Consider the following 18,483-nt stretch of genomic DNA (forward strand, 5'->3'; position numbering starts at 1 on the left):
GTGAGCATAAACAATATGAACTCTAACTCAGGAAACTCTACGCCTGTTATCGGTGAAATCACAGAGGCTACAGGCACAGTCATTGTTATTAAACCGGATGGAACTCAAAAAATCCTCGAGAAAGGGGCAAAAGTCTACCTTAATGACCGGCTTGTTACAGAGGATGGTGGTTCCGTTGTTATTACAACCGTCAACAATCAGGTTATGGATCTGGGCTCACAACAGCAGCTTATTCTCACTGATAGCATGCTGTCCACAAAGGGTGATGAATCCGATGAGGATCTGTCTTTTGAGGAAGTTCAGGCCGCTATTGCTGAAGGGGCTGACCCTGCCACTATTGCTCAGGCCGCCTCCGCAGGGGATGAGCCGGGATCATCGGACGAAGGAAGTTCTGATGTAGTAACGATTCAGCGTAAACCCCTTGATATACCGATTATTGAGAATGAAGGGATTTTGCAGAGAGAGTTAAGTCAGGATGATGACCCTTCAGTAGCCGCTTCTGGCTCAGAGGATACGGCTGTTACCAGTCAGCCTGGTGATCAGCTTGAAGAGGAAGTTGAGGAAACTGATCGAATTTCCTACAAGCCAGTAGCCCAAAACTCCGAAATGGTTGCCACCGAAGATGCTGTTGTGCTTAAGGGGCAGTTGTATGCAACGGATGAGAATCCTGATGAGATAATGACGTTCTCGCTGGTTTCGCCGCCAGAAGCAGGTTCTCTTAGAGTGGCTGCTGATGGTTCGTTTGAATTCAGCCCTGAGGGCGATTTTGAATTTCTGGCAGAAGGTGAAAGCCAGACCGTTACTTTTGTTTTTGCAGTAACCGATTCCCAGGGAAACACGAGTCAGTCATCCGTTGATATCAAAATAGAAGGCGTCAATGATACACCTGAGGTAGAGGTGCCGATTATTCTTGATGCCACTCAGAATGATGTCAGCATTAACCTGGATCTCCTGCAGGGTGCCAGTGACAGGGATGTCACAGATGAACTTTCAGTCACCAACCTTCGTCTGGTTTCCGGTAATGAATCTGGTGTCAGCATCGGTGAAAATGGTTCTGAGCTGGTTATCGATCCTGAGGCTTACAAGTATCTTGCTGTTGGAGAGACAGAAACCCTTAGTTATGAATACCGGGTAACGGACCCACAGGGAGATTACACCACTCAAACCGCTACCATTACTCTGGCTGGAAGTAATGACCTTCCGGTGATTGATAATGCCGTTGTACTGAGGACTGACCAGAACTCGGCATTACAGGATATTGATTTACTTTCAGGTGCCAGCGATGTTGATGGTACAGACACGATCAATGTGGTGAACCTGCAGCTGACCGCCGGTGATCCGGTAGGTATCAGTATTTCGGACGATGGCAATAACCTGTCACTGGATGCGTCCAGTTATGACCATCTGGCGGAAGGTGAATCAGAAACACTCGAATACACCTATGACGTTGATGATGGTCATGGTGAGACGGTCAGTCAGACCGCTTCAGTGACGATCGAAGGTCGCAATGATGCCCCTGAAGACATACAGCTGAACAATACTGTCGTTGATGAAAATGCTACAGGCGCTGTTATAGGCACTCTCTCAACTACAGATATTGATGTTTCTGATAATCACACCTACACAGTGGATGATAACCGGTTTGAAATTGTAGATAACGAACTCCGGCTGAAAACCGGTATCTTCCTTGACCATGAAACAGAAGAAACCGTCACTGTTAACGTTACCACGACAGATAACAACGGAGCTGCTTTTACTGAGCCATTTACGGTTAATGTCAATGACATTAATGAAGCACCCGAAACCTTCGCCAGTTCTCAAACCATACCGGAAGACAGCCTGTATCGCTTTAAACTTGCCGATTTTCCCTACAGCGATACGGATGATGGAGACATTCTTGAATCGGTATTCATTGACGCACTGCCCGGCAAAGGCATTATTGAGCTGGATGGCCGTGCAATCAGTGCCGGTGATGAAATCAGCCGTGCAGATATTGAAGCGGGCAAGCTGACCTTCCTGCCTGATGCCCATGAAAGCGCTACGGATTATGCCAGCTTCCAGTTTCGGGTAAACGATGGTGAGCTTTCATCACTCCCTCAGGCATTTACCTTCTCTGTCACCCCGGTTGTTGATGCTGCTGAGCTGTCATTGAATCTTCCAGATACAGCGGCAGTTTACTCAGACCCTGCCTATGACTACAGCATCCGAAGCCTTGAGGATGCCCCCATATCTTTAGAGCTGAGCCAGTCTCTGGCAGACACTGACGGCTCCGAAAGCATCAGTTTAAAACTGTCCGGTTTGCCTGCTGACAGCGTTCTAACAGATGGCACCAACACTGCCACGTCTGACGGAAGTGATCTTGATATCAGTAACTGGCAACTCAACCAGTTGCAAATGACGCCACCGGCTAACAGCAATACTGACTTTACGCTGACGTTCACTTCTACAACCACTGAGTCTGCAACCGGAGAAACAGCTTCCATCGTCAAGAGTCTGCATGTTGACCTGATTCCGGCTAATGATGCTCCGGAAACGGTCAGTGCAGCAGCAACTATTGATGAAGATACGCCCTATATTTTCTCATCCAGTGACTTTGCATTTACCGATATTGATGCCGGTGATGCCTTTGAGGGTATACAGATTGCCAAGCTCCCTGTTGCAGGGAAGCTGTTATACAACGGTTCGGAGGTAGCCGTTGGCCAGGATGTTTCGAAGCTGGATCTTCTTACAGGACGTTTAAAATTTGAGCCGGACCTGCATGAAAATGGTACGAACTATGCCTCGTTTGAATTTAAAGTCAGCGACGGTGAGCTTCTTTCTGAGGCAGTCAGTTTTGGCGTCGATGTTACACCGGTCAACGATGCCGCAGTGATTGGTGGTGTTGATACCGCCTCTGTCACGGAAGACGACGCTGCAACGTTAACGACTTCCGGCATGCTGACGATTGCTGATGTCGACACTGGCGAAGCCGTCTTTGCTGTAGAAACCGTCACAGGCAGTTATGGTTCCCTGACTATCGATGTCAGTGGCAACTGGAGCTATTCTGCGGATAACAGCCAGGCAGCTATTCAGGCACTGGGTGATGGTGACAGCCTGACAGAAACTATCTCGGTTAAGTCCGTAGATAACACCACGCACGATATTGTTATCACCATCAATGGCACCAACGATGCCGCAGAGATTGGTGCCGTTGATACCACTTCAATAACGGAAGACGATGCGGCCACATTAACCACTTTCGGTGCGCTCACTGTCAGCGATACCGATACTGGCGAAGCCAGTTTCGCCGCAGAAACGGTTACCGGCACTTATGGCTCCCTGATCATCCATGCCAGCGGTAACTGGAGTTATTCAGCGGATAACAGCCAGTCAGTCATTCAGGCACTGGGCGATGGTGATAGCCTGACGGAAACGATCACGGTTAAGTCTTCCGATAACACGACGCACAATATTGTCATCACCATCAACGGCACCAATGATACCGCAGTGATTGGTGGCGTTGATACCGTCTCTGTCACAGAAGACGACGCGGCCACATTAACCACTTCCGGTGTACTGACGGTTACTGATACGGATACTGGAGAATCTGTCTTTGCTGCAGAAATAATTAGTGGTAGTTATGGCTCCCTGACCATCGATGCCAGCGGTAACTGGAGCTATTCAGCGGATAACAGCCAGGCAGTTATTCAAGCACTGGGTGACGGCGATAGCCTGACCGAAACGATCACGGTTAAGTCTGCCGATAACACGACGCACAATATTGTTATCACCATTAACGGCACTAACGATGCCGCAGTGATTGGTGGCGTTGACACAGCCTCAGTCACAGAAGACGACACAGCCACATTAACCGCTTCTGGTGCGCTCACTGTCAGCGATACTGATACCGGTGAAGCTGTCTTTGCTGCAGAAACAGTCACAGGCAGTTATGGTTCCCTGACCATCGATGCCAGCGGTAACTGGAGTTATTCAGCAGCGAATACTCAGGCAGCTATTCAGGCACTGGGTAATGGTGACAGCCTGACCGAAACCATCACGGTTAAGTCTGCCGATAACACGACGCACGATATTGTTATTACCATCAATGGCACCAACGATGCCGCAGTGATTGGCGGGGTTGACAAAGCCTCTGTCACAGAAGACGACACAGCCGCATTAACCGCTTCTGGTGCGCTCACTGTCAGCGATACTGATACCGGTGAAGCTGTCTTTGCTGCAGAAACAGTCACAGGCAGTTATGGTTCCCTGACCATCGATGCCAGCGGTAACTGGAGTTATTCAGCGGATAACAGCCAGGCAGTCATTCAGGCACTGGGCGATGGTGACAGCCTGACCGAAACGATCACGGTTAAGTCTGTTGATAACACCACCCAAGATATTGTTATTACCATCAATGGCACCAACGATGCGGCAGTGATTGGTGGCGTTGACACAGCCTCTGTCACGGAAGACGATGCTGCGACCTTAACCGCTTCCGGTGCCCTGACGGTGTCTGATACCGATACCGGCGAAGCCAGCTTCACCGCAGAAACCGTCACAGGCAGTTATGGTTCCCTGACCATCGATGCCAGCGGTAACTGGAGTTATTCAGCAGCGAATACTCAGGCAGCTATTCAGGCACTGGGTAATGGTGACAGCCTGACCGAAACCATCACGGTTAAGTCTGCCGATAACACGACGCACAATATTGTTATCACCATTAACGGCACTAACGATGCCGCAGTGATTGGTGGCGTTGACACAGCCTCAGTCACAGAAGACGACACAGCCACATTAACCGCTTCTGGTGCGCTCACTGTCAGCGATACTGATACCGGTGAAGCTGTCTTTGCTGCAGAAACAGTCACAGGCAGTTATGGTTCCCTGACCATCGATGCCAGCGGTAACTGGAGTTATTCAGCAGCGAATACTCAGGCAGCTATTCAGGCACTGGGTAATGGTGACAGCCTGACCGAAACCATCACGGTTAAGTCTGCCGATAACACGACGCACGATATTGTTATTACCATCAATGGCACCAACGATGCCGCAGTGATTGGCGGGGTTGACAAAGCCTCTGTCACAGAAGACGACACAGCCGCATTAACCGCTTCTGGTGCGCTCACTGTCAGCGATACTGATACCGGTGAAGCTGTCTTTGCTGCAGAAACAGTCACAGGCAGTTATGGTTCCCTGACCATCGATGCCAGCGGTAACTGGAGTTATTCAGCGGATAACAGCCAGGCAGCTATTCAGGCACTGGGTAATGGTGACAGCCTGACTGAAACCATCACGGTTAAGTCCTTCGATAACACCACCCACGATATTGTTATTACCATCAACGGCACCAACGATGCCGCAGTGATTGGCGGGGTTGATACCGCCTCTGTCACAGAAGATGACGCAGCCACATTAACCGCTTCCGGTGCCCTGACAGTGTCTGATACCGATACCGGCGAAGCCAGCTTCACCGCAGAAACCGTTACCGGCAGTTACGGTTCCCTGACTATCGATGCCAGCGGTAACTGGAGTTATTCAGCGGATAACAGCCAGGCAGTCATTCAGGCACTGGGCGACGGCGATAGCCTGACAGAAACGATCACGGTTAAGTCTGCCGATAACACCACCCACGATATTGTTATCACCATTAACGGCACCAACGATGCCGCAGTGATTGGCGGGGTTGACACAGCCTCTGTCACAGAAGACGACACAGCCACATTAACCGCTTCTGGTGCGCTCACTGTCAGCGATACTGATACCGGTGAAGCTGTCTTTGCTGCAGAAACCGTCACAGGCAGTTATGGCTCCCTGACCATTGATGCCAGCGGTAACTGGAGCTATTCAGCAGCGAATACTCAGGCAGCTATTCAGGCACTGGGTAATGGTGACAGCCTGACCGAAACCATCACGGTTAAGTCTGCCGATAACACCACCCACGATATTGTTATCACTATAAATGGCACCAATGATGTGGCAGTGATTGGCGGTGTAGATACAGCCTCAGTCACAGAAGACGACGCAGCCACATTAACCGCTTCTGGTGCGCTCACTGTCAGCGATACTGATACCGGTGAAGCTGTCTTTGCTGCAGAAACAGTCACAGGCAGTTATGGTTCCCTGACCATCGATGCCAGCGGTAACTGGAGTTATTCAGCGGATAACAGCCAGGCAGCTATTCAGGCACTGGGTAATGGTGACAGCCTGACAGAAACGATCACCGTTAAATCCGTTGATAACACTACCCACGATATTGTTATCACCATCAATGGCACTAACGATGCCGCAGTGATTGGCGGCGTTGACACAGCCTCAGTCACAGAAGACGACACAGCCACATTAACCGCTTCTGGTGCGCTCACTGTCAGCGATACTGATACCGGTGAATCTGTCTTTGCTGCAGAAACAATTAGTGGTAGTTATGGTTCCCTGGCCATCGATGCCAGTGGTAACTGGAGTTATTCAGCGGATAACAGCCAGGCAGTCATTCAGGCACTGGGTGATGGTGACAGCCTGACCGAAACCATCACGGTTAAGTCTGCCGATAACACGACGCACAATATTGTTATCACCATTAACGGCACTAACGATGCCGCAGTGATTGGTGGCGTTGATACCTCTGCTATCACGGAAGAGGACGCTGCGACCTTAACCGCTTCCGGTGCCCTGACGGTGTCTGATACCGATACCGGCGAAGCCAGCTTCACCGCAGAAACCGTTAACGGCAGTTACGGTTCCCTGACTATCGATGGCAGCGGTAACTGGAGTTATTCAGCGGATAACAGCCAGGCAGCTATTCAGGCACTGGGTGATGGCGACAGCCTGACAGAAACGATCACCGTTAAGTCTGTTGATAACACCACCCACGATATTGTTATCACCATTAACGGCACCAACGATGCCGCAGTGATTGGTGGTGTTGATACCGCCTCTGTCACAGAAGACGACGCAGCCACATTAACCACTTCTGGTGCGCTCACTGTCAGCGATACTGATACCGGTGAAGCTGTCTTTGCTACAGAAACAGTCGCAGGCAGTTATGGTTCCCTGACCATCGATGCCAGCGGCAACTGGAGTTATTCAGCGGATAACAGCCAAGCAGTCATTCAGGCACTGGGTAATGGTGACAGCCTGACCGAAACCATCACGGTTAAGTCCTTCGATAACACCACCCACGATATTGTTATTACCATCAACGGCACCAACGATGCCGCAGTAATTGGTGGCGTTGATACCGCGACGGTCACGGAAGAGGACGCTGCGACCTTAACCGCTTCCGGTGCTCTGACGGTGTCTGATACCGATACCGGCGAAGCCAACTTTACCGCCGAAACCGTTACCGGCAGTTACGGTTCCCTGACCATCGATGCCAGCGGCAGCTGGAGCTATACCGCGGATAACAGCCAGTCCGTTATCCAGGCCCTGGGGGACGGTGACAGCCTGACAGAAACGATCACCGTTAAATCCGTTGATAACACTACCCACGATATTGTTATTACCATCAATGGCACTAACGATGCCGCAGTGATTGGCGGGGTTGATACCGCCTCTGTCACGGAAGACGATGCAGCCACATTAACCGCTTCCGGTGCCCTGACGGTGTCTGATACCGATACCGGCGAAGCCAGCTTCACCGCAGAAACCGTTACCGGCAGTTACGGTTCCCTGACAATCGATGCCAGCGGTAACTGGAGCTATACCGCGGATAACAGCCAGGCAGTCATTCAGGCACTGGGCGATGGTGACAGCCTGACCGAAACGATCACCGTTAAGTCTGTTGATAACACCACCCAAGATATTGTTATTACCATCAATGGCACCAACGATGCGGCAGTGATCAGTGGCGTTGATACAGGGTCTGTGACAGAGGATGACGCTGCGACGCTCACCGCTACCGGGACGTTAACTGTCACGGATGTCGATAGTGGCGATGCCAGCTTCACCGCAGAAACCGTTACCGGCAGTTACGGTTCCCTGACCATCGATGCCAGCGGTAACTGGAGTTATTCAGCGGATAACAGCCAGTCCGTTATTCAGGCACTGGGTGATGGTGACAGCCTGACCGAAACCATCACGGTTAAGTCTGCCGATAACACCACCCACGATATTGTTATCACTATAAATGGCACCAATGATGCGGCAGTCATTGGCGGTGTAGATACAGCCTCGATAACGGAAGACGACGCGGCCACATTAACCACTTCTGGTGCGCTGACGGTTACTGATACGGATACTGGAGAAGCTGTCTTTGCTGCAGAAACCGTCACAGGCAGTTATGGCTCCCTGACCATCGATGCCAGCGGTAACTGGAGCTATTCAGCGGATAACAGCCAGGCAGTTATTCAAGCACTGGGTGACGGCGATAGCCTGACCGAAACGATCACGGTTAAGTCTGCCGATAACACGACGCACAATATTGTTATCACCATTAACGGCACTAACGATGCCGCAGTGATTGGCGGTGTAAATACAGCCTCGATAACGGAAGACGACGCTGCAACGTTAACCACTTCCGGTGTGCTGACAGTTTCCGATACGGACACTGGCGAAGCCAGTTTCGCCGCAGAAACGGTTACTGGCAGTTACGGTTCCCTGACCATCGATGCCAGCGGTAACTGGAGTTATTCAGCGGATAACAGCCAGTCCGTTATTCAGGCACTGGGTGATGGTGACAGCCTGACCGATACCATCACTGTTCAGTCTGTCGATGGCACAACCAAAGATATTGTAATTACTATTGATGGCACTAACGATGTGGCAGTGATTGGCGGCGTGGATACTGCTTCGTTAACCGAAGATGACGCTGCCACATTAACGGCTTCTGGTGCGCTCACAGTCAGCGATACTGATACCGGCGAAGCCAGCTTCACCGCAGAAACCGTTACTGGCAGTTACGGTTCCCTGACCATCGATGCCAGCGGTAACTGGAGCTATACCGCGGATAATAGCCAGGCAGTCATTCAGGCACTGGGGGATGGTGACAGCCTGACTGAAACCATCACGGTTAAGTCCTTCGATAACACCACCCACGATATTGTTATTACCATCAACGGCACCAACGATGCCGCAGTGGTTAGTGGCGTTGATACCGCTACGGTCACGGAAGAGGACGCTGCGACCTTAACCGCTTCCGGTGTCCTGACGGTGTCTGATACCGATACCGGCGAAGCCAGCTTCACCGCAGAAACCGTTACCGGCACTTACGGTTCCCTGACGGTTGATGCCAGCGGTAACTGGAACTATTCAGCGGACAACAGTCAGGCAGCCATTCAGGCACTGGGCGACGGTGCCAGCCTGACTGAAACAATAACGGTTCAGTCTGTTGATGGTACAACCCATGATGTGACTATTACCATCAATGGCACCAACGATGTACCGGTGGTCAGTGCGGTTGACCTTGGCAGTACCAGCGAAGACACCGCTATCGTCATTACTGAAGCTGACCTGCTGGCCAATGCCAGTGACATTGATGGCGACAGCCTCAGTGTGAACAGCTTGACCCTGAATGATTCCAGTCAGGGGGCACTGGCTGATAACGGCAACGGTACCTGGACATTCACACCGGCACCTGACTTCAATGGCAATGATGTTGCGTTCAGTTACAACGTTAACGATGGAACCGTTGATACCGCAGGCAGTGCCATCATCGATGTGACTGCTGTCAACGATGCGGCTACCACATCACAAGTTGACCTTGGTACCACTAACGAAGACACCGCCATCGTTATCACCAAAGATCAGCTTCTTGCCAATGCGGCAGATGTTGAAGGCGATACGCTAACTGTCAACAGTCTCACACTGACCGACAGCAGCCACGGCACACTGGTGGACAACGGTGACGACACCTGGACGTTCACCCCGGCTGCTGATTTCAACGGTGACGATGTCGCATTCAGTTACAACGTCAATGATGGAGCTGCAGACACCGCAGGTAGTGCAGTGGTTGATGTCACAGCAGTCAATGATGCCCCAATTACCGCCGATCAACCAGTGACACTGCAGGGTATCGAAGACACAGTTCTGGTGATTACCAAAGATCAGCTTCTGGCCGGATCCTCGGATGTTGAAGGCGATACTCTGACCATTAGTGATGTGTCGTACAGTGGTTCAGATGGCACGCTCTCTGAAGTGAATTACATGGTTTTTGGTAGTGATACTGCCAATGACATTCAAGTTGCTGACAAACTTCAAAGCTTTGATGCGTTTTCACTGGAATTTGAGTATACGTCAACAGGCAGCCATACAGGTGGGCTGGACGCACTGGTCAGCATGTCTGTTCCAAATAATTCGAACGCCCTGCTGGTCTGGCACGATAATAATAGTAATGACATTGTTATTGAGTCTGCAGCCGGTGGTACCCGTTTTTCTGGAATTAATTTAAATGACGGGGCAACCCATAACCTGACTCTCACCTGGGATAGTGCGACAGGTGAAATGAAGATGTTTGACAACAACCAGTTGGTCGACACCAGATTGTTAACCCAGGGGAGGACTATCCCGGCAGATGGCTGGCTGGTCATAGGTCAGGAGCAAGACAGCTATGGTGGCGGTTTTGATGCCTCGCAATCATTAACCAACGCCAGGCTGGGTGATATTACCTTGTCTTACGACGCTGTCAGCCAGTCTGATATAGAAGCCGGTATCAGTGTGGCAGACGCCAGCTCAAACCTTGCGGTGAATATCCGGTCAGTCGATGGACAAATTGTAGATTCGGCTAACGGTTATACGCTGACAACCGCGGGCAGTGTCAGCTCCGGGGATAATAATTATTATGAATTTACGCCAGGCAGCAACTTTACCGGCGATGTTACGCTGGATTATGAACTGTTCGACGGTACGGATACGACGGCGACACAGGCAACGCTGAGTTTCTCTGATACGAGTGACGCTGCTGTGATCGGTGGAACCGATGCTGGCAGTGTTACAGAAGACGACGCAGCAACGCTAACAGCTTCCGGTGCGCTGACCATTACCGATGCCGACAGCGGGGAGGCCAGTTTCACGGCCGAAACCGTCTCCGGCACTTATGGCTCTGTCACAATAGAAGCCGATGGTAACTGGACTTATACCGCCGACAACACCCAGACTGCAATTCAATCACTGGGCGATGGTGATACCCTGACCGACACAGTGACGGTTCAGTCCGTTGATGGCACTACCAAAGATATTGCCATCACCATCAGTGGTACCAACGATGCGGCCGTGATCGGCGGCGTTGATACCGGTTCTGTGAAAGAAGATGACGCCGCAACGCTCACAGCTACCGGAACACTAACGGTTACTGACGCTGATACCGGCGAAGCCAGCTTCACTGCAGAAACGATCAATGGTACCTACGGCTCAGTCACTATTGATGCTAACGGTAACTGGGCTTATACCGCCGACAACACCCAGACTGCAATTCAATCACTGGGCGACGGTGACACCCTGACCGACACAGTGACAGTTCAGTCCGCTGATGGCACTACCAAAGATATTGCCATTACCATCAGTGGTACCAACGATGCGGCCGTGATCGGCGGCGTTGATACCGGTTCTGTGACAGAAGATGACGCCGCAACACTCACAGCTACCGGAGCATTAACAGTTACTGACGCTGATACTGGCGAAGCCAGCTTCACCGCAGAAACGATCAACGGCACCTACGGCTCAGTCACCATCGACGCTGACGGTAACTGGACTTATACCGCTGACAACATACAATCAGTCATCCAGTCACTGGACGACGGCGAAAGTCTAACTGAAACCATCACGGTCCAGGCTTTGGACGGTACGCCTCACGATCTGGATTTCACCATCAACGGCGCAAACGACGTAGCGATCACCACTCAGGTTGACCTTGGTGCTACCAATGAAGACACTGCCATCGTTATCACCAAAAATCAGCTGCTGGCGAATGCAACGGATGTCGATGGCGACACACTCAGCGTCAACAGCTTAACGTTGACTGATGCCAGCCACGGCACCCTGACCGACAACGGGGATGACACCTGGACGTTTACACCAGCGGCTGACTTTAACGGCAATGATGTCGGGTTCACTTACAACGTGAATGACGGTACAGCGGATACTGCGGGCAGTGCCGTGATTGACGTGACAGCAACCAGTGACGCTGCTGTTATTGGGGGAGCAGACTCCGGCAGTGTGACAGAAGACAACGCCGCCACACTGAGCACCTCTGGCACCCTGACCATCACCGATGCTGACGCCGGTGAAGCCAGCTTCACGGCGGAAACAGTTAATGGCACTTATGGTTCAGTCACCATCGACGCTGACGGCAGCTGGACTTATACCGCCGACAACACCCAGACTGCAATTCAATCACTGGGCGATGGTGATACCCTGACCGACACAGTGACAGTTCAGTCAGCTGATGGCACCACTAAAGACATTGCGATAACTATCAGTGGTACCAACGATGCAGCGGTGATCGCCGGTGTTGATACCGGTTCTGTGACAGAAGATGACGCCGTAACACTCACAGCTACCGGAACGCTAACGGTTACTGATGCTGATACCGGCGAAGCCAGCTTTACCGCAGAAACAATAAACGGCACCTACGGCTCAGTCACCATTGACGCTAACGGTAACTGGACTTATACCGCCGACAACACACAATCAGTCATCCAGTCACTGGACGACGGCGACAGCCTTACCGAAACCATCACGGTTCAGGCTTTGGATGGTACGCCTCACGATCTGGATTTCACCATCAACGGCGCTAACGACGTAGCGGTCACCACTCAGGTTGATCTTGGCACTACCAACGAAGACACCGCCATCGTCATCACCAAAGACCAGCTGCTGGCCAATGCAACAGATGTCGATGGTGACACCCTCAGCGTCAACAGCTTAACGCTGACGGATGCCAGTCACGGTTCTCTCACCGACAACGGTGATGATACCTGGACGTTTACACCGGCTACTGACTTCAATGGTTCTGTTACGCTGGATTACAATATCTTTGACGGTACTGACACTACATCGACCCGGGCCACATTGGACATTGCTGCGGTAAATGATGCTCCGGTATTTGAGTCTGCTACAAACATCAATGCCCCGGATGACGAAGTTATTCATAGCTCGACTGCAGGGGACCAGAATTCCTCAGACCTTTCCCGTTTGGAGGACGGTGGTTACATTTCAGTGTGGGTATCTGAAACTAATGCAATCAAGGCTCAGAAATTTAATGCTGACATGATACCGGATGGTACAGAATTCCAGATTAATTCGACAACACCAACAGGTGATGATTACCTTAGAAACCCCTCCGTTGCCGTTCTGGATAATGGCAACTATGCCGTCCTCTGGGAGCACCTTGATCCGGGGAACACTCCCGGGTCGCGTATTCGTGTCTTCGATAGTGCTGGCAACGAAGTGAAAGCCGAGAGCAGCTTTGCAGGTGATTACTACTATGACAACAACATTGTTGCTCTGAAAGATAACCGCTTTGTCTCAATTGGTATCGATAGCGCCAACAGCCGGAAGCCAACCATACTCATACTGGATGCCAATGGTGATACGCAAACAACGATTATCCATGAGCAGGGTTTTGGTTCTTATCAATGGGGTGATCCTGATATCACTGCACTGGACAATGGTGGTTTTGCTGCAGTCTGGAGAGATAGCAACAGCAATGATGATAACGCCGTTCTGAAGATTTATGCCGCTGATGGCTCTGATGTATCAGGCACGATCAACTTTGGCAATACAGCACCTGCCAACAGTAAGGATGTAAGCATTACTGAACTCAGCAATGGCAATATCGCCGTTGCTTATCAAAGCGGCGATACAGTCTATATTCAGCAGTGGAGCAGTGATGGAAGCAGTGCAGGCACACCAACGGTTGTCAATAGCTCTGCCGGTGACGAGAGTTCGTTCAGGGTTCAGGCATTGCATAATGGTGAGTTCTTTGTCACCTGGCAGTCTCAGGCTGATGGGCAGACAGACTGGAATATCCTCGGCAGGCATTTTGATGCCAGTGGTAACCCGATTTCTGATGAGCAGATAATCAATTCAAGCACCGGCTCGAATCAAGTTGACCCTCAAATCATTCAGCTTGAGAGTGGTGAACTGAAAGTAGTATGGACATCAAATCACTCTGGCAGTAATGACATCGTGCAAACGACCATTGGCGTACGTCAGGTGATTGAAGGTGCCAGGAACGGAACATTGGTCGGAAAAGCCACTGTTACAGATGCAGAAGGCGATAGCTTAACCTTTTCTTTAAGCGATGATGCCGGGGGACGGTTTACCATTGATAGCAACACAGGTGAGATCACCGTTGCTGATGGCTCCCTGCTGGATCATGAGACGGCAGAAACCCATACCATTACGGTGGAAGTGTCTGATGGCAGTCTCAGCAGCACACAGAACTATACCATCCGGATCATAGACCAAAACGACGCAGCCACCACCACGCAGGTTGACCTTGGCACTACCAACGAAGACACCGCCATCGTCATCACCAAAGACCAGCTGCTGGCGAATGCAACGGATGCCGATGGCGACACGTTAAGTGTCAACAGCTTAACGTTGACGGATGCCAGTCACGGCACCCTGACCGACAATGGCGATGACACCTGGACGTTTACACCGGCGGCTGACTTCAACGGCAATGACATCGAGTTCACTTACAATGTGAATGACGGCACAGCAGACACAGCAGGCAGTGCCGTGATTGACGTGACAGCGACCAGTGACGCTGCTGTTATTGGGGGAGCAGACTCCGGCAGTGTGACAGAAGACAACGCCGCCACACTGACCACTTCCGGCACCCTGACCATCACCGATGCTGACGCCGGTGAAGCCAGCTTCACGGCGGAAACAGTTAATGGCACTTATGGTTCAGTCACCATCGACGCTGACGGTAACTGGACTTACACCGCCGATAATACCCAGACCGTGATTCAGTCACTGGACGACGGCGAGAGCCTGACGGAAACCATTACGGTTCAGGCTTTGGATGGTACGCCTCATGATCTGGATTTCACCATCAACGGTGCAAACGACGTAGCGGTCACCACTCAGGTTGATCTTGGCACTACCAACGAAGATACCGCCGTCGTTATTACCAAAGACCAGCTGCTGGCCAATGCAACGGATGTTGATGGCGATACGTTAAGTGTCAACAGCTTAACGTTGACGGATGCCAGTCACGGCACCCTGACCGACAATGGCGATGACACCTGGACGTTTACACCGGCCGCTGACTTCAACGGCAATGACATCGAATTCACTTACAACGTGAATGACGGCACAGCGGACACTGCAGGCAGTGCCGTGATTGATATCACAGCATTGAATGATGCCGCTGTCATTACAGAAGTACCTGACCCCAATCCTGATGTAGTCGCCGCCTACGATATGAACAGTGCTAATGACATCTCCGGTCATAACCACACCGTCAGCTTTGGCAGTGGGGCGGTTATCGCCGGTGGTGCCGTTGACCTGAATGGTGCCGGGGGTAATCTTGGTGAGATACAAATGGGTGGTGCTATCACCATCGCCACTTCATTTACTTTTGATAGTTACCATGCAAACGCAAGGATCATTGATTTCGGTAATGGTCCCGGAGCTGACAACATATTAATTCACTCCATTAATGAAGGTGACATCTCGCTAACTGCTATTGATGCAGATGGCAACTGGGGTAGAGTGACGGCTAACGACGTTTATACAGTGGGTGAAGAGTTCCACCTTACTGCAACCATTGATGATAATGGTCATATGAGGCTGTATAAAGATGGAGTGTTGATGGGTGAAAACCCAAACGGTGCTGTACCTGAAGATGTAGTCCGTACCAATAGTTACATTGGTGAAAGTAATTGGGGCGAGGCTAACACCGATGGCTCTGTGAGTGACCTGATCCTTCTCAACCACAGTCTGGATGCTGACGGCGTTACTAACCTCTATCAATCAGTCAGCACCAACGATTTAAGCGCTTATGCCGCACTCCCAGCCGATTATACCGTGACGGAAGATGACGGCGTAACGCTGACCACTTCTGGCAAACTGGCTGTCTCTGATGTTGATACCGGCGAAGCCAGCTTTACCGCAGAAACGATCAACGGCACTTACGGCTCAGTCACCATCGACGCTGACGGCAACTGGACTTACACCGCTGATAACACCCAAACAGCTATTCAGGCATTAGGCGACGGCGAGAGCCTGACTGACACCATCACCGTTCAGGCTCTGGACGGTACGCCTCATGATCTGGATTTCACCATTAACGGCACTAACGACGCAGCCGTCACCACACAGGTTGACCTTGGGGCTACCAGCGAAGACACCGCCATCGTTATCACCAAAGCCCAGCTGCTGGCCAATGCAACGGATGCTGATGGCGATACCCTCAGCGTCAACAGCTTAATGCTGACGGATGCCAGCCACGGTACCCTGACCGACAACGGCGATGACACCTGGACGTTTACACCGGCTGCTGACTTTAACGGCAATGATGTCGGGTTCACTTACAACGTGAATGACGGCACAGCGGACACTGCGGGCAGTGCCGTGATTGACGTGACAGCAGCCAGTGACGCAGCCGTTATTGGAGGAGCGGATTCAGGCAGTGTGACAGAAGACAATGCCGCCACACTGACCACTTCCGGCACCCTGACCATCACCGATGCTGATGCCGGTGAAGCCAGCTTCACTGCGGAAACAATTAATGGCACTTATGGTTCAGTCACCATCGACGCTGACGGCAGCTGGACTTACACCGCCGATAATACCCAAACAGCTATTCAGGCTCTGGGCGACGGTGACACCCTGACAGACACAGTAACGGTTCAGTCCGTTGATGGCACCACTAAAGACATTGCTATAACCATCAGTGGTGCCAACGATGCAGCGGTGATCGCCGGTGTTGATACCGGTTCTGTGACAGAAGATGACGCCGCAACACTCACAGCTACCGGAACGCTAACGGTTACTGATGCTGATACCGGCGAAGCCAGCTTCACTGCAGAAACGATCAACGGCACCTACGGCTCAGTGACCATTGATAACAATGGCAGCTGGACTTATACCGCCGACAACACCCAGACTGCTATTCAATCACTGGGCGACGGTGACACCCTGACTGACACAGTAACGGTTCAGTCCGTTGATGGCACCACTAAAGACATTTCTATAACCATCAGTGGTGCCAACGATGCGGCCGTGATCGGCGGCGTTGATACCGGTTCTGTGACAGAAGATGACGCCGCAACACTCACAGCTACCGGAGCATTAACGGTTGCTGACGCTGATACCGGCGAAGCCAGCTTCACTGCAGAAACGATCAACGGCACCTACGGCTCAGTCACTATTGACGCTAACGGTAACTGGACTTACACCGCCGACAACACACAATCAGTCATCCAGTCACTGGACGACGGCGACAGTCTAACTGAAACCATCACCGTTCAAGCTTTGGATGGTACGCCTCACGATCTGGATTTCACCATCAACGGCGCTAACGACGTAGCGGTCACCACTCAGGTTGACCTTGGTGCTACCAACGAAGACACCGCCATCGTTATCACCAAAGACCAGCTGCTGGCCAATGCAACGGATGTCGATGGTGACACGCTCAGCGTTAACAGCCTGACTCTAGCAGACAGCAGCCACGGTACGTTGACCGACAATGGCGATGACACCTGGACGTTCGCACCGGCAGAACATTTCAACGGAGACGATATAGCGTTCAGCTACAACATTAACGACGGCACCGCTGACACGGCTGGCACCGCAGTTATTGATGTGACCGCTGTGAACGATGGGCCTGATGCCGCAGACACACCGGTGACACTGCAAGGTTCTGAAGACACGGTTCTGACGATCAGCAACGACCAGCTGTTGGCGGGAGCGACAGATATCGATGGTGATACCCTGTCCATCAGTGATGTGTCGTACAGTGGCACCGACGGCACCCTGACGGAAGCACACGGCTTTGTGTTTGGGACGGATACTGACAATAAAATTGAACTCACGGAGAGGATGCAAAGTTTTGATGCTTTCTCCCTGGAGTTCGAGTACACATCCACTGGCGCTCATACCGGCAGCATTGATTCACTATTTAGTATGTCTACAAGCAACAGCAGTGATAACGAGATTCTGCTGAGACAAAATAACTCAACCGGAGAGATGTACCTCACGCTTAACAACGGAGCGACAGTAAACTTCTCAGGGCTGAACATTAATGACGGTGACACACACAACATCACCCTGACATGGGACAATACGACGGGCGAGGTGAAGCTGTTTGACAATCATCAATTGGTGAGTACGCATACCCTTTCTCAGGGCACCACTCTGGATGCTAATGGTTGGGTCATACTGGGTCAGGAGCAAGACTCGTACGGAGGTGGCTTGGATTCGAGCCAGTCCCTGACTAATGCGAGGATGGAATATGTCACCCTCTCTTACGATGCTGTCAGTCAAGCCTCTATCGAAAGTGGCATGAGCGTAGCAGATGCCAGCACAAACCTGGCCTTCGACCTGAGGGCTGAAAAC

Annotated in this window: 1 protein-coding gene (only partly in view); it reads left to right on the forward strand. The window is 51.5% G+C overall.

Translation table 11 applies throughout. The features are described from left to right. Window positions 1–18,483, forward strand: partial view of a VCBS domain-containing protein gene (locus V5J35_RS13345; RefSeq protein ID WP_354016406.1) — the 5' portion only. The gene runs 15,549 nt beyond the window's last position; the window shows 18,483 of its 34,032 coding nt (coding positions 1–18,483); its start codon is at window positions 1–3; its stop codon lies beyond the right edge, outside the window.

Source organism: Endozoicomonas sp. NE40 (genome assembly GCF_040549045.1).
GTDB lineage: Bacteria > Pseudomonadota > Gammaproteobacteria > Pseudomonadales > Endozoicomonadaceae > Endozoicomonas_A > Endozoicomonas_A lisbonensis.